The following is a 14,350-nucleotide window of genomic DNA, read 5'->3' on the forward strand; positions in this document are numbered from 1 at the left end:
GGACACCCACGCCATCGACCTGGTGGTGCTGGCCCGCTACATGCAGATCCTCTCGGACGACCTGTGCAAGGCCCTCGAAGGCCGGGCGATCAACATCCACCACTCGTTCCTGCCGAGCTTCGTGGGCGCCAAGCCCTACCACCAGGCATACCGGCGCGGTGTGAAGCACGTCGGCGCCACGGCCCACTACGTCACGGCCGACCTGGACGAAGGACCCATCATCGAACAGGAGGTGATCCGGGTCGACCACCGGCTCTCCGCGGACCAGCTCGTCCTCGTCGGCCGGGACGCCGAACGCACCGCCCTCGCCCGGGCGGTCAACTGGCACTGCCAGAACCGCATCCTGCTGCACGGCAACCGCACGGTCATCTTCAGCTGACACGGAAGGCGTCGACCATGTCCACCGCGACCGTACTCTCCGGCTCCGCAGCCGCCGCGGACATCAAGCGTGAACTCGCCGGCCGCGTCGCCGCCCTGCGGGACCGCGGCATCGTCCCCGGACTCGGCACGATCCTCGTCGGCGACGACCCCGCCAGCCACTCCTACGTGGGCGGCAAGCACCGGGACTGCTCCGAGGTCGGCATCGCCTCGCTGCGGGTCGACCTGCCGGCCTCCGCCACGCAGGCCGACGTCGAGGCCGCCGTCCTGCGGCTCAACGCCGATCCGGCGTGCACGGGTTTCATCGTGCAGCTGCCCCTGCCCGGCGCGCTCGACATGCACGCCGTGCTGGAGCTGGTCGACCCCGACAAGGACGCCGACGGTCTCCACCCCACGAACCTCGGCCGCCTCGTCCTGGGCGTCCCCGCGCCCCTGCCGTGCACGCCCCGGGGCATCCTGGACCTGCTGCGGCGGCATCAGGTCCCCATCACCGGTGCCCAGTTCTGTGTGATCGGCTGTGGCGTGACGGTGGGCCGGCCGCTCGGGCTGATGCTCACCCGGCGTACGGAACACGCCACCGTGACCCTCTGCCACGAGGCGACCCGTGACGTGGCCGCGCACACCCGTGAGGCGGACGTGGTCGTCGCCGCGGCGGGGGTGGCGCATCTGGTCCGGCCGGACTGGATCAAGCCCGGCGCGACGGTGCTCTCCGTCGGGCTCACCCGGACCGTGGAGGGCATCCTCGGCGATGTGCACCCCGACGTCGACCGGGTGGCCGGCACCCTCACCCGCCCGGTCGGCGGCGTGGGCCCGATGACCCGCGCCATGCTGCTCACCAACATCGTGGAGGCGGCGGAACGCGGGGCCGCGTCCGGCATCTGAGCCGACGCCCGGCGCCACGGGCCACACGCGGACCGCTCGCGACGGCGCCGCCGATGATCCGGGGTGGACATCCGGCCCGCCCCCGATGCCCGGGCCGGATGTCCACCCCGGATGCGCCAGGAGTCCACGGCACCCGCCCCGGTCGCCCGCGCGGGCGACCGGTCGTCCGGAGGACCACCGACGCCGCGGGAACCCGGGCCCCAGACCCCGGGCCTCGGGCCCCAGACCCCGTGCCCCAGGACCCGGCCGTGACCGCGACCGCGGCCGTCGCCGCTCGGTCCGGCGCCGCGCGCCGCGCGTCGACGTGCGCACGGGACCCACGCGTCGAGCGGCCCGCGGCCCCCGCGTCAGGCGCGGGTGACGTTGCCGATCGCGGTGCGCAGGTCGCCCTCCTCCGAGCTCAGCGGCGGCAGGGCGGTCGCGTCGGCCGGGTTGAGCGAGTCGAAGAGCAGGGCGATGTACCGGGCGCGCAGCGACGGGGTGGTGCCGGGGAGCGCGAGCCCGGCGACCGCCATGACGAGAAAGTGGGGGATGTCCTCGGCGGTGAGGTCGGAGCGGATCTCACCGGCCTCCTGGGCGCGCGCCAGGAGCGGTCGGAGGGAGGCGCTGAACCGCTGGAGGACGTCCACGGCGACGTCGGCGAAGTTGCCGGCGAAGGTGACCAGCCCCCGTTCCTCGGTGATGAGGTCGAGCAGCCGGGTGGCGATGTCCTGGAGCGCCTGCCGCGTGTGGTCGGCTTCGGCGGCCCGCTCGACGAGCGGGAGCAGATCGGTCTCCAGGATGTCCTCCAGGACGGCCCGGACGACGGCCTCCCGGTTGGGGAAGTGCCGGTAGAGCGTGGCGATGCCCACCCCGGCCTCCGCCGCGATCCGCTCCAGGGACGCCTCGCCCTCGCCCAGCACGGTCCGTCCCGCGACGATGATCCGCTCCACGCTCGACCGGGCGTCGACCCTGCGCCGGGCGGCGCGGTCCCTCGTGCTCGCCATCCGTGACTCTCCTCTGCCCTCTTCGTCGATAGCACCCTACCGCATTGATAGTGTCCTATCGTTTTGATAGAACACCCTCACTTAGTGCACCGGGGAGAGCTCTGTGTCCGTTCTGCTGTACCGGCTGGGAAGGTTCGCCTACGGCAAACCCTGGTACGTCGTCGGAGGCTGGCTGGCGGTGGTGGCGTCCGTCGTGGCGCTGCTGGTCGTCCAGCCCGTCCGGCTCAGCAACGAGGTGCGGATCGACGGCACCCCGTCCCAGAAGGTGATCGACGATCTGGCCCGGTCCCTCCCCGAGGCGTCCGGAGGCCAGGGCATGCTGCTCTTCCGGGCCCCTGACGGCACCCGGATCGGCGACGAGAAGGTCCGCTCCGCCCTGCTCGCGGCCGTGGACGCCGTCTACCGCCACGACCACGTCGTCGACGCGCGCGAGGTCCTGGCCCGGGAGGTGGCCAAGGGCGAGCACAGTGCGCTGCTGCGCGCCCAGGCGGCGGTGGCGGGCGCCGCGGGCCGCCCCGAGTCCGGCCGGGCACCCGTGCCGTTGCAGGCGGACGGCCTGCCGGTGCCGGGAGTGATCGTCTCCGCCGACGGCTCGACCGCGCTGATGCAGTTCCAGTTCGACGAGCAGACCTTCGAGCTTCCCTCCGGGACGATCGACAGCACCGTCCGGGCGGCCGAGCGGCGAGCCGCGCACGGTGGCCTGGAGGTCCTGCCGTCGGCGGCGATGATGGAGGTCCCCGAGATCGTCGGCGTCGGGGAGATCGTCGGCGTGTCCGTGGCGGCCGTGGTCCTGCTGATCACGCTGGGGTCGGCCGTGGCGGCCGGCCTGCCGCTGGTCATCGCCCTGACCGGGGTGACGGTCGGGGTCGGCGGTGCCTTCACCCTGTCCACCGTCTTCGAGATCCACTCCCTCGCCGCGGTGCTGGCGCTGATGCTGGGACTGGCCGTCGGCATCGACTACGCGCTGTTCATCGTCAACCGGGAGCGCCGGATGATCCTGGACGACGGACTGGACGCGCACGAGGCGACCGGCCGCGCCGTCGGCACCGCCGGCAGCGCGGTGTTCTTCGCCGGCGGCACCGTCGTCATCGCCCTGGCCGGCCTGCTGGTCATCAGGATCACCCTGCTCTCCACCATGGCGCTGGTCGCCGCCGCCACGATCGTGGTCGCCGTCCTGCTCTCCCTGACCCTGCTGCCGGCCCTGCTGGGTCTGGTCGGGGAACGCATCTGTCCCGCCCGGACCCGGAGCCGGGCACAGCGGCGGGAATCCGCCCCCACCCCTGCCCGCGCCGTCCGCTGGGGGACCCGCCTGGTCCGCCACCGGTACGCCGCCCTCGCCGCCTCGGTCCTGGTCCCGGTGATCCTCGCCGTGCCCGCCGCCGACATGCGACTGGGCCTGCCCTCGGGCGCCAGCTACAACCCCGACACCGGGCAACGCCGTGGCTATGAGCTGGTCGGCGACGCGTACGGCCCCGGCTACAACGGTCCCCTCCTGGTCGCCGTCGACTCCGCCACGAGCGGTGCGCCCCTCGCCCCCGCCACCCTCGCCGCGGTGACCTCGGACCTCCGGGAGATCGACGGCGTCACCTCGGTCTCGCTGGCCGGGACGAACGGCGCGGGCACCACGGCGGTCCTGAGTCTCGTCCCCGCGGGCGGCCCGAACGACGACGTGACCAAGGACCTGGTCACGGCCGTACGGGAGCGGAGCGCGCGGATCGGCGAGGCCCGGGGCGCGGTCATCGGCGTCACCGGCTTCACCGCGCTCGCGATCGACGTCTCGGACCGGCTCGCCGACGCCCTGCCCGTCTACCTGGCGACCGTGCTCGGGCTGTCGCTGATCATCCTGCTCCTGGTCTTCCGTTCCCTGCTGGTCCCCGTGACGGCCACCCTCGGCTTCCTGCTCAGCATCGCCGCCACCTTCGGCCTGACCACCGCCGTCTTCCAGTGGGGCTGGCTCCAGGGCCTGATCGGGCTCGACGCCACCGCGCCGGTGGTGAGCCTCCTGCCCGTCATCATCACCGGCGTCCTGTACGGGCTCGCCATGGACTACCAGATGTTCCTGGTCAGCTCGATGCGCGAGGCCCATGTCCACGGCGCGGGCGCCCGCGACGCCACGGTCACCGGCTTCGCCCGGGCGAGCTCGGTCGTCCTGGCGGCCGCGACCATCATGGTCTCCGTGTTCGCCGGGTTCGTCTTCAACGCCCAGCCCATGATCAAGCAGGCCGGTTTCGCCCTGGCCGCGGGAATCCTGCTGGACGCCTTCGTCATCCGTATGACGTTCATCCCGGCCACCATGGCCCTCGCCCGGGAGAAGGCCTGGTGGCTCCCTTCCTGGCTGGACCGCCTCCTGCCCGACCTGGACGTGGAGGGCGACCGGCTCACCCGCCGGATCCCCCGCCCGGAGTCCTCCCCCGAGCCGTCCCTGCGCTGACCGACCCCGTCGGGCCCGGCCACGGCGGTCGGGCTCGGCGGCGGATCAGCCGGCCCTGCGCCGCGGCTTCAGCGCGACCGTGGGCAGTTCGGGCGCGGGCAGCGGTGCCCCGTCGTAGCCCTGCACCTCACCGAAGCGGGGCCCGCCCAGCTCGGCCATCCAGTCGGCGCGGGCCCGGACGACCTCGTCGTGGGTGCGGCAGACGAAGTTCCACCACATGATGATCTCCTCGTCGAACGGCGGGCCGCCCAGGAGGACCACGCGGGCCGGGGCCGTGTCCGAGTCGTTGGTGAGGGTGAGGTGGTCGGGGCCGGGGTCGGCGCAGCCCAGTTCGGCGGGCTTCAGGGGGGTGCCGTGGAAGCGGACCGCGCCCGTGTCGACGAGGAGGCCGTGTTCGAAGGCGGGGTCGACGGGGAGGGTGAGGTCCGCTCCCGGGTCGAGGAGGAGCTCGGCGCCGAGGAGGGGCGTGAAGGTGCGGACCGGTGAGGTCGCGCCGGCGAGGGTGCCGAGGAAGACCCGCAGGGTGGCGCCGGGGAGGTGGACCGGCTCCGGTTCGTGGTGCTGGAAGTCGCGCGGGGCGTCACGGTGGGCGTCGGGGAGGGCCACCCAGAGCTGGACGCCGTGCAGGACCGTGGTGCGCGGGGTGGAGACCTCGGTGTGGGCGATGCCGTGCCCGCCGGTCATGAGGTTGAGCTCGCCGGGGCGGACGAAGGCATGGCTGCCGAGGCTGTCGCGGTGTTCGATCTCGCCGCTGAACAGCCAGCTGACGGTCTGGAGTCCGGTGTGCGGATGCGGGGCGACGTCCATGCCGCCGGTCGCGGTGACGTCGTCGGGGCCGTAGTGGTCGGCGAAGCACCAGGCGCCGATCAGGCTGCGCTGCCGCTGCGGGAGCGTACGGCGGACGGTCATGGCCCGGGGTCCGCCCAGGGGCACGTCCCGCGGCGTGAGAACCTCCACCTTGCTCGGCTCGCTCACCACTGGGCCCCCTTCATGAATGGTTAGATATTCAACTATGACCGGTCGGATCTTCATAGACAAGCAGAGCCCCAAGGCCTATCACGCGCTGGTGCAGACCTCCGAGGCCGTACGGGCGACCGCCGCCGAGGCGGGCCTGGAACGGGCCCTCGTGGAGCTCGTCAACCTGCGGGTCTCGCAGCTCAACGGCTGCGCGTTCTGCCTGGACGTGCACACCAGGGCGGCGGAGCGGGCCGGCGTCGAGACCCGGCGGCTCGGTGTGCTCGCCGCCTGGCGGGACACCGAGCTGTTCTCCCCGCCGGAGCGCGCGGCCCTGGCGCTCGCCGAGGCGACCACCCACCCCGCCGACGCCGGCGCCCAGGAGGCCGCGTACGCCGAGGCCCGGGAGGTGCTCACCGACGACCAGATCTCCGCGGTCGTCTGGGTCGCCGTCACCATCAACGCCTTCAACCGGGTGTCCATCCTCAGCAAGCACCCCGTGCGCTGACCCCGTGCGCCGGCCCCCGTCCGGTCAGCGCAGCGCCGCGAGCGCCGGTTCCACCGCGCGGTGGAACGTCGGATACGTGTAGATCATGTGCCGCAGCCGCTCCACCGGGACCTCCGCGTGCACGGCGACGTTCAGGCCGTACAGCAGCTCACCGCCCGCGGGGCCGGCCGAGGTCGCGCCGACCAGGACGCCCCGGTCGGCGTCCTCGACCAGCTTGAGGAAGCCCTCGCCGCCCGGTCCGTGGATCCAGCCGCGGGTCGAGGCGGAGAGCGGGACCGACGACGTCCGCACCCGCAGACCCCGCTCACGGGCCTGCCGCTCGGTGAGGCCCACGGCCGCGATCTCGGGGTCGGTGAAGGTGACCCGGGGCAGGGCGCGGTAGTCGGCCTCGGGGCCCGGCTCGCCGAGGATGTCACGGACGGCGATCTGCGCCTGGTACATGGAGACATGGGTGAAGGACCCGCGTCCGGTGAGGTCGCCGACCGCCCAGAGGCCGTCCGCCGCCCGCATCCGTCCGTCCGTAGGGACCGCCGCGGCCGCGGGGTCGAGCCCGACCGTCTCCACGCCGAGGCCGGCGAGATCGCTGTACCGGCCGGCCGCCACCAGCAGGCGCTCGGCGGACAGCGCCTCGTCCGCGGCCTGTACGCCGAAACCGGCCTCGCCGTACGTGATCTGACGGGCCCTCACCCTGGTCAGGACCGTCACGCCGTCCGCCCGCAGCGCCTTCGCCGCCAGCTCTCCCGCCTCCGGCTCCTCGTGCGCGAGCAGCCGCTCCTGCCCCTCCAGCACCGTGACCCGGCAGCCGAACCGGGCGAAGACCTGGGCCACTTCGACACCCACCGCGCCCCCGCCGAGCACGATCAGCGAGGCGGGCAGCTCCTTGGCGGCCATCGCGTCCCGGTTGGTCCAGTACGGGGTCCCGGCCAGCCCCGGCACCGAGGGGATCCGGGGGCGGCCGCCGGTGGCGAGCACGACCCCCCGGCGGGCCTCGAAGGCGCGGTCCCCGACGGTCACCCGGCGCTCCCCGGCGAGGCGTCCGGTGCCCCGGACCAATCGTCCGCCCTTGCCCTCCAGCCGCTCGGCCGCCACCTGGTCGTTCCAGTCGTCGGTGGCCTCGCGCCGGATGCGGTCGGCGACCCTCGACCACTCGGGCGTCACGCTCGCCGGGCCCGCCGCCGCGGGCGTCCGGCACACCTCGGCGACCAGGTTCGCGGCCCGGATCATCATCTTGCTGGGCACACAGCCCCAGTACGGGCACTCCCCGCCCACCAGCTCCGCCTCGACGCCCACGACGTCCAGACCCGCCTCGGCCAGGGTGCCCGCGACATGCTCGCCGCCCGGCCCCAGGCCCACGACGACCACGTCCACCTGCTCGTCCATGCCCCTGCCCTTCCTGTGCCCACGCCTTCGCGCGTACGGCCGCACGTCCGACCGCCCGGCCCGCCGCACCCCGACGCTAGAGCCGCCGGGGGCGGCGCGCGTGTCCCTGCGTGCACGGGCACCGACCCCACAGCGCACGTGATTGCCGGTCCGCCGGCCCGGTAAGAATCGCCAGGTCCGCCGACCGTCACCCCCTGGAGGCCCGCCGATGCCCGAGCCCGTCCCGCCCACCGGACCCGAGTCCGTCAACGCCGCGGCCTGGCAGGCGTACGCGGTCCACCATCTGCGGCGCGGCACCGTCCTGCCGGAGGCGGAGCGGATCGACTGGGGGTTCCCCGGCGCCGGACCGGACGAGACGTTCCTCGGGGAGCTGACCGGGCGGCGCGTGCTGGATCTCGGCTGCGGCACGGGCCGGCACGCCGCCCGGCTGGTGCGCGCGTACGGCACGCAGGTGGACGCGGTGGACTCGGCGCCGGGCCAGATCGAACGGGCCCGCGCCCGGTACGGCTCCCTGCCCGGTCTGCGCCTGGTCCACGCGGACGCCGTCGCCCATCTGCGGGACTGCGAGCCGTACGACGTGATCTACGCCGTCAACGCCGTGCCGTACGTCGATCCCCGCCGGCTGCTGCCCCCGCTGGCGACCGCCCTGAAGCCCGGCGGGACGCTGTGTTTCAGCGTGCTGCACACCGACTCCGCCGGGGAGAAGCCCGGTTCGGAGTTCGCCCCCCGTCCCGAGGTGCTGCGGTTCGCGGGCGGCGGCGAGGCGACGGTCCGGATGTGGGTGCTCGGCACCGACGTCTGGGAGGACCTGCTCACCGGTCACGGTCTGCGCGTCGAACGGGTGGAGACGGTCACCGCGCCCGACCCGGCCGTCAACCGGGCCTCCTACCGCGTCCTCCGGGCCCGCCGCCCGTCGCGGATCGCCGCCCGCCCCCGCACCGCGCACCCGCCCGTCGCCCACGCGGCCCTCGGCGTGGGCGCCATCCTGTACGGCCCCCAAGGACTGCTCCTCGGCCGCCACCGCCGGGGCACCTGGGAGCTGCCCGGCGGCACGGTGGAGCCCGGGGAGTCCCTGGAGGAGACGGTCGTGCGGGAGCTGCGCGAGGAGACCGGGCTGCGCGCGGACCCGGCGGACGTAAGGCTCCTCGGCACCAGCCTGGACCGGGTCGGCGGCGTGGTGCGGATGACGGTCGGCGCCGTCGTCGAGCGGTGGACGGGTGACGCGGCCGACCAGCCGGGCGAGAGCGTCGGCGACTGGCGCTGGTATCCGCTGGACCGGCTGCCGCCGTCCCTGTTCGAGTGCAGCGCCCAGTCCCTGACGGCCTGGCGCCCCGACCTGCCGATCGACCACGCCCCGGCCCGCTTCACGCCCTACGCGGCCCCCGTCACCCCTCCCCCGTCCGCGGGCTGACCAGCCCCGTCTCGTACGCCACCACCACCGCCTGGGCCCGGTCGCGCAGCCCCAGCTTGGTGAGGACCCGGGAGACATGCGTCTTGACGGTCGCCTCGGAGAGATGGAGCCGCTCGGCGAGTTCCGCGTTGCTCAGGCCCCGGGCGAGGAGCCGCAGGACGTCGAGCTCACGGGGCGTCAGCGCGGCCAGGTCGCGGTGGAGGGCGGCGGTCTCGGCGCCGGTGCGGGCGAAGCGTTCGACGAGCCGGCGGGTGATGGCGGGGGCGAGCAGCGCGTCGCCCGCGCGGACCGTGCGGACGGCGGCGGTGAGGTGTTCGGGCGTGACGTCCTTCAGCAGGAAGCCGCTGGCTCCGGCGGACAGGGCCGCGTAGACGTAGTGGTCGAGGTCGAAGGTGGTGAGCATGACCACGCGGGGCGCGTCGGGCGCGAGCGCGTCCGGGGCGCCGGCGAGGATCCGGCGGGTGGCCTCCAGGCCGTCCGTGCCCGGCATCCGGATGTCCATCAGCACCACGTCGGGCCGGGTGCGCCGGACCGCGTCCACGGCCTCGGCGCCGTCGGCGGCCTCGGCGACCACGTCGATGCCGTCGGCGCCGAGGATGAGCCGGAAGCCGGTGCGCACCAGGGCCTGGTCGTCGACGACCACGACCCGCGGCGATGGGTTCACGGCTGCTCCAGGGGGATCGGGGGCCCGGCCGGCGGCAGGGCGGGCATCGGGGGAAAGGCGGGCTCCAGGGGGATGAGGGCCCGGACGCGGTAGCCGCCGAGGGGACGGGTGCCGGTGTGCAGGGTGCCGCCGTAGACGGCGAGGCGTTCGCGCAGGCCGAGGAGGCCCCGGCCGTTGCCCGTACCGGCGGCCGGGCCCGGTGTGCCGCCGGTGTCGGTGACCTCGATGCATAGGGTGCCGGGCTCCTGGGTCACCGTCACGGCGGCCCGGGCACCGCTCGCGTGCTTCACCGTGTTGGTGAGCGCCTCCTGCACCACGCGGTACGCGGCGAGCTCCACCCCGGGGCCGAGGGACCGTCCGGCCTCACCGTGGAAGGCCAGCTCGACCGGTGTCCCGGCCGCCCGCATCCGGTCGACCAGGCCCGCCAACTGGCCGAGCCCCGGCTGCGGTTCGAGACTCTCCGCGCCCTCGGCCGAAGCGGTGTCCGGGGTCAGCAGGCCCATCACATGGCGGAGTTCGCCCATCGCCGCCCGGCCGCCCGCCTCCACCGCGAGCAGCGCCTCGCGCGCCCGGTCCGGCGAGGACTCCATGATCGTGCGGGCGGCCCCGGCCTGGATGACCATCACGCTGACGTTGTGGGTGACGACGTCGTGCAACTCCCGTGCGATACGGGCCCGTTCGTGGTCGACGGCCCGGCGCAGCGCCTCGGCCTGCTCCCGCTCCACCGCGGCGAGCCGCGCGGCGCTCTCGGCGGCCCGCAGCTTCCAGCTCCGCAGCCCCACGGCGGCGATCACGACCGGCACCGCCACCAGCACCGGCGCCCACTTGAGCGGCACGGTGGGGTCCGCGCCGGAGAAGCTCCCCATCGGGACGTCGCCGACGCCCCGCCCGAGCAGCGGCAGGGCGAGCGGCAGGCTCGCGAGGGTCGCCACCCGGTAGGGGCTGTAGGCGGCGGCGGAGTACGCCGCGATGACACAGCCGTAGAAGGTGGCCCGGGTGGCACCGTCCGGGGTGAGCGCGGTCGCGGCCAGCACGATCCACAGCACCGCCAGCGGGAACCGGCGGCGCAGCGCCAGCGGCAGCGAGGCCAGGGCGGCCAGCACCACCACCGGTGCCCGCGCGGGCGTCGGCACCGGCACGGGTCCCGGCCCCGCGCCCGGCACGAGATAGGGGGGCGGATCGCCTCCGAGGTCCTGGACGACGTACGACACAAGGCTCGCGCACACCACCAGGGCCAGCAGGGCGTCGAAGAGCAGGTTCGCGCGTCCGGGCCGCGGCACCGGTCCGGTGGGACGGACGAAGGCGGCGGCGATCCGGCGCAGGCCCTCAGCGATCCCCGGGCTCTCCCCCACGAGCGGCTTCGTCACCCGGCCCATTCTTCCGGCCCCGCGGGCCGCCCTGCATCCCTCCCGCGGACAACCCGTGCGGTCCGGGTACATCCGTCGACTACATCCGGAGGATGACCCGGCGGGCCATGGGCCGTGCGCGGTACGGGGTTTACCCCGCCAGGCCGTCGTGGGACGCGGTGCCCCGTCCCTAGCGTCGGGGCGTCCGTTCCGGAACCCCGAAGGAGAGAGCCGCCCATGGACCGACCACCTGCCCCCGCCGCCCCGTTGATCGAACTGCGGGACGTCGTCCGCCGTTACGACAGCGGGCCGCCGGCGCTGTCCGACGCCACGCTGACCGTGCGGCCGGGCGAGGCCGTCGCCGTGCTCGGCCCCTCGGGCAGCGGGAAGTCGACGCTGCTGAACCTGATCGCCGGACTGGACCGGCCCGACGCGGGCGGCGTCACCGTGGCGGGGGTGCGGGTGGACCGGCTGGGCGAGGCGGGCGCGGCCCGCTACCGGCGGGCGACGATCGGCATGGTCTTCCAGTTCTTCCATCTGCTGGACGATCTGACGGTCGCCGAGAACGTGGTGCTGCCCGCCCGGCTGGCCGGCCTGGGCCGGCGCGAGGCCCAGCGCCGGGCCGGGACCCTGCTGGAGTCGCTGGGCATCGCCCGGCACGCCGGGACGCATCCGGCGCTGCTGTCGGGCGGCGAGCGGCAGCGGGTGGCGGTGGCGCGGGCGCTGATGAACCGTCCGCCGCTGCTCCTGGCCGACGAGCCGACCGGTGCGCTGGACTCGGCGGCCGGGGACGAGGTCGGCCGGCTGCTGAAGGAGCTGAACGACGAGGGCCAGACCCTCCTGGTCGTGACCCACGACGAGGCCCTGGCCCGCGCCTGCACCCGTCGCACGATCCGCCTCGCGGACGGCCGGATCACCTCGGACGTCGACTCCCGTTCGGAGTCCGTCCGATGAGCGCGCTCGGTCGTTTCGTGCGGGCCGGTGCGGCGCGGCGGCGCGTGCAGTCGCTGGTGGTCGGCCTGGCGACGCTGCTGGCGGTGACCTCGTCGGTGCTGGGCGGGGCGCTGCTCGTCGCGTCGGACGCACCCTTCGACCAGGCGTTCGCGCGGCAGCACGGGGCCCATCTCATTGCGCAGTTCGCGGCGGGCAGGGTCACGGAGGCCCGACTGCTGGACACCGCGCGGGCGGACGGGGTCGCGGCGGCGGCCGGCCCGTTCCCGGTGGTGTCCGCCGCCCCGAGCCTGGAGGGCATGACCCTGCCCCCGCTGACGGTCGTCGGGCGGGCGGACCCGGACGGTCCGGTCGACGCGCTCGCCCTCACCGGGGGCCGCTGGGTGCGCGCGCCGGGCGAGATCGTCCTGGCGGCCGGCGACGGTCCTCCCGTACGGCTCGGTCTGGAGCTGGAGTTCCCGGAGCTGCCCGGCAGCCCGACGCTGACGGTGGTGGGCACGGCCCGTTCGGTGGGCCGCAGCGCCGACGCGTGGGTGGTTCCGTCCCAGGTGGCGGCGCTGACCGCGACGGGCCGGGCGGCCGACGAGCAGATGCTGTACCGGTTCGCCGGGGCAGGGGGCGCGGCCGAGGTGGCGCGCGGCCGGGCGGCGGTCACGGCCGGGCTGCCCTCCGGGTCCCTGGCGGGCGTCCGCTCCTGGCTCGCCGTCAAGAAGGAGGCGACGCGGGACACCGCGCTGTTCGTGCCGTTCCTGGTGGCGTTCGGTGTGCTGGGCCTGTTCATGTCGGTGCTGGTCGTCGGCAGTGTGGTGGCGGGCGCGGTCGGTACGGGGCTGCGGCGGATCGGTGTGCTGAAGGCGGTCGGCTGCACCCCCGCGCAGGTGGTGCGGGCGTACGCGGCCCAGGCGCTGCTGCCCGCGGCGGCGGCCACCGTCGTGGGTCTGGTGGCCGGTCATCTGCTGGCCGTGCCGCTGCTGGCCGACACGGCGCAGGTGTACGGCAGCGCGGGCCTCGGGGTCACCGTGTGGACGGACGTGGTGGTGGCCGGGGGGATGCTGGGCCTCGTCGCGCTGACGGCGGCGGCCGCCGCCTGGCGGGCCGGGCGGCTGCGGTCGGTGGACGCGCTCGCGGTGGGGCGGGCCCCAACGGCGGGCCGGGGGCGGCGGGCGGCCGCCCTGGCGGCCCGGCTGCCGCTGCCGCGGCCCGTGGGGCTCGGTCTGGCACGGCCGTTCGCCCGTCCGGCCCGTACGGCGGCGACGGCCGCGGCGGTGGTGTTCGGCACCGCCGCCGTCACTTTCGGGGTCGGGCTGAGCACGACCCTCGGCGAGGTGGTGGCCGCCAGGAACCACAACGCGGCCGATGTCACCGTGGGGGCGCAGGGACCGGCGGCGCGCGGCCCCGGGGCGCCGGCCGTGAGCGCGGAGACGGCCGCGGCGGTCACCCGGGCGGTCGCCGCACAGCCCGGCACCCGCAGGCAGTACGGCACCGCCCTCACCGAGGCCGCCGTCGCCGGGGCGAGCGGCGGGGTCCCGGTGCTGGCCTACGACGGGGACGCGTCCTGGGGCGGCTTCCGGATGGTGGCGGGCCGCTGGCTGCGCGCCGAGGGCGAGGCGGTGGCCGCCACCCCCTTCCTGACCGCGGCGGGCGCCGGGGTCGGCGACACCGTCACGCTGACCGTGCGGGGCACGGCGGTGCGCGTACGGATCGTCGGGGAGGTCCTGGACACCACGGAGGACGGCATGCGCGTCTTCACGGACGTGTCGACCCTGAGGGCCGCCGACCCGGGCCTCACGGTGAGCAGTTGGGCCGTCGAGCTGAAGCCCGGCACGGACGCGGACGCCTATGCCAGCGCCCTCGACGGCGAGCTGGAGCCGCTCGGTCTCGACGCGACGAGCGCCACGTACGTCAACGGCAGCGACATGGCCCGGGTGATGGACGCGATGACGGCGCTGCTGACGCTGATGCTGGTCTGCGTCGCCGGTCTCGGGGTGCTGGGCGCGGTCGTCCTGGACACCCATGAACGGATCCGCGAGCTGGGCGTCCACAAGGCGCTCGGCATGACACCCCGGCAGACCGTCGTCCTGGTCCTGGCGTCGGTGGTGCCGGCCGGGCTCGTGGGCGCGGCCGTCGGGGTGCCGCTCGGGATGTCCGTGCACGGGGTGGTCACCCGCGCCATGGGACGCTCCGCCGGACTGCGGCTGCCGGAGTCGGTGCTCTCCGTCTACGGCGCGCCGCTGCTCGCCCTCCTCGCCCTCGCCGGGACGGCCGTCGCCGTGCTGGGCGCGCTGCTGCCGGCCGGCTGGGCCGCACGGGTCCGGACGGCGACCGCGCTGCGGACCGAGTAGCACGGACCGCGCGGCGGCACGCCCGAATGCCACGGGAAGCCACCCGGATTCGTGGTTCTGTCACCCGTTCTCGTGGTGTTGCCCGCTTGCCTTCTGGCGGACGGTCCCCCGGCCCGT

Annotated in this window: 12 protein-coding genes; 7 read left to right on the forward strand and 5 right to left on the reverse strand. The window is 75.0% G+C overall.

Features of this window, described 5'->3' with window-relative positions; genetic code table 11:
* Both ABZ490_RS39760 and ABZ490_RS39765 read left to right on the forward strand, forming a co-directional pair.
* Window positions 1-379: formyltetrahydrofolate deformylase (locus ABZ490_RS39760; RefSeq protein ID WP_359002009.1), on the forward strand; the 379-nt coding region annotated here is incomplete at its 5' end.
* A gap of 17 nt (window positions 380-396) precedes the next feature.
* Window positions 397-1,260, forward strand: coding sequence for a bifunctional methylenetetrahydrofolate dehydrogenase/methenyltetrahydrofolate cyclohydrolase (locus ABZ490_RS39765; protein ID WP_359002011.1), 864 nt, complete (start codon window positions 397-399; stop codon window positions 1,258-1,260).
* 347 nt (window positions 1,261-1,607) lie between these two features.
* On the opposite strand, the gene ABZ490_RS39770 is transcribed toward ABZ490_RS39765, so the two are convergent.
* On the reverse strand, window positions 1,608-2,246 hold the full coding sequence (locus ABZ490_RS39770) for a helix-turn-helix domain-containing protein (RefSeq protein WP_359002013.1): 639 nt from the start codon (window positions 2,244-2,246) through the stop codon (window positions 1,608-1,610).
* A 103-nt stretch (window positions 2,247-2,349) separates the two neighbouring features.
* Between ABZ490_RS39770 and ABZ490_RS39775 the strand changes: the two genes are divergently transcribed.
* On the forward strand, window positions 2,350-4,677 hold the full coding sequence (locus ABZ490_RS39775) for an MMPL family transporter (RefSeq protein ID WP_359002015.1): 2,328 nt from the start codon (window positions 2,350-2,352) through the stop codon (window positions 4,675-4,677).
* A 45-nt stretch (window positions 4,678-4,722) separates the two neighbouring features.
* Here the strand turns inward: ABZ490_RS39775 and ABZ490_RS39780 are convergent, their stop codons facing one another.
* Window positions 4,723-5,586 (reverse strand): pirin family protein, encoded by an 864-nt coding sequence (locus ABZ490_RS39780; RefSeq protein WP_359002180.1) that lies wholly within the window; start codon window positions 5,584-5,586, stop codon window positions 4,723-4,725.
* 103 nt (window positions 5,587-5,689) lie between these two features.
* Between ABZ490_RS39780 and ABZ490_RS39785 the strand changes: the two genes are divergently transcribed.
* Entirely contained in the window at window positions 5,690-6,139 is a 450-nt protein-coding gene (locus ABZ490_RS39785) for a carboxymuconolactone decarboxylase family protein (RefSeq protein ID WP_359002017.1), read from the forward strand.
* A gap of 24 nt (window positions 6,140-6,163) precedes the next feature.
* Here ABZ490_RS39785 and ABZ490_RS39790 read toward each other — a convergent pair whose 3' ends face one another.
* The gene (locus tag ABZ490_RS39790; RefSeq protein WP_359002019.1) at window positions 6,164-7,519 is read right to left on the reverse strand and encodes an NAD(P)/FAD-dependent oxidoreductase; all 1,356 of its coding nucleotides are present in this window, start codon (window positions 7,517-7,519) and stop codon (window positions 6,164-6,166) included.
* A 208-nt stretch (window positions 7,520-7,727) separates the two neighbouring features.
* Between ABZ490_RS39790 and ABZ490_RS39795 the strand changes: the two genes are divergently transcribed.
* Window positions 7,728-8,930: an NUDIX domain-containing protein gene (locus tag ABZ490_RS39795; protein WP_359002021.1), complete on the forward strand. Its 1,203-nt coding sequence runs from the start codon at window positions 7,728-7,730 to the stop codon at window positions 8,928-8,930.
* Here the strand turns inward: ABZ490_RS39795 and ABZ490_RS39800 are convergent.
* Together ABZ490_RS39800 and ABZ490_RS39805 are read right to left on the reverse strand one after the other, a co-directional pair.
* Window positions 8,905-9,594, reverse strand: coding sequence for a response regulator transcription factor (locus ABZ490_RS39800; RefSeq protein ID WP_359002023.1), 690 nt, complete (start codon window positions 9,592-9,594; stop codon window positions 8,905-8,907). The two genes, ABZ490_RS39795 and ABZ490_RS39800, sit on opposite strands and share 26 nt — an antisense overlap.
* Entirely contained in the window at window positions 9,591-10,874 is a 1,284-nt protein-coding gene (locus tag ABZ490_RS39805) for a histidine kinase (RefSeq protein WP_359002182.1), read from the reverse strand. The genes ABZ490_RS39800 and ABZ490_RS39805 overlap by 4 nt, the downstream gene beginning before the upstream one ends.
* 303 nt (window positions 10,875-11,177) lie before the next feature.
* Between ABZ490_RS39805 and ABZ490_RS39810 the strand changes: the two genes are divergently transcribed.
* Together ABZ490_RS39810 and ABZ490_RS39815 are read left to right on the forward strand one after the other, a co-directional pair.
* Window positions 11,178-11,894 (forward strand): ABC transporter ATP-binding protein, encoded by a 717-nt coding sequence (locus tag ABZ490_RS39810; RefSeq protein WP_359002025.1) that lies wholly within the window; start codon window positions 11,178-11,180, stop codon window positions 11,892-11,894.
* Window positions 11,891-14,233, forward strand: coding sequence for an FtsX-like permease family protein (locus ABZ490_RS39815; RefSeq protein ID WP_359002027.1), 2,343 nt, complete (start codon window positions 11,891-11,893; stop codon window positions 14,231-14,233). Before ABZ490_RS39810 ends, ABZ490_RS39815 begins: the two co-directional genes overlap by 4 nt.
* The last annotated feature ends 117 nt before the right edge of the window (window positions 14,234-14,350 follow it).

It is taken from the genome of Streptomyces sp. NPDC005811 (assembly GCF_040630405.1).
GTDB lineage: Bacteria > Actinomycetota > Actinomycetes > Streptomycetales > Streptomycetaceae > Streptomyces.

Excerpts from the sequence above, each read along its gene's own strand:
- ABZ490_RS39765 (WP_359002011.1), top strand. The coding sequence starts at position 397 with ATGTCCACCGCGACCGTACTCTCCGGCTCCGCAGCCGCCGCGGACATC.
- ABZ490_RS39770 (WP_359002013.1), bottom strand. The coding sequence starts at position 2,246 with ATGGCGAGCACGAGGGACCGCGCCGCCCGGCGCAGGGTCGACGCCCGG.
- ABZ490_RS39780 (WP_359002180.1), bottom strand. The coding sequence starts at position 5,586 with ATGACCGTCCGCCGTACGCTCCCGCAGCGGCAGCGCAGCCTGATCGGC.
- ABZ490_RS39785 (WP_359002017.1), top strand. The coding sequence starts at position 5,690 with ATGACCGGTCGGATCTTCATAGACAAGCAGAGCCCCAAGGCCTATCAC.
- ABZ490_RS39790 (WP_359002019.1), bottom strand. The coding sequence starts at position 7,519 with ATGGACGAGCAGGTGGACGTGGTCGTCGTGGGCCTGGGGCCGGGCGGC.
- ABZ490_RS39795 (WP_359002021.1), top strand. The coding sequence starts at position 7,728 with ATGCCCGAGCCCGTCCCGCCCACCGGACCCGAGTCCGTCAACGCCGCG.
- ABZ490_RS39810 (WP_359002025.1), top strand. The coding sequence starts at position 11,178 with ATGGACCGACCACCTGCCCCCGCCGCCCCGTTGATCGAACTGCGGGAC.
- ABZ490_RS39815 (WP_359002027.1), top strand. The coding sequence starts at position 11,891 with ATGAGCGCGCTCGGTCGTTTCGTGCGGGCCGGTGCGGCGCGGCGGCGC.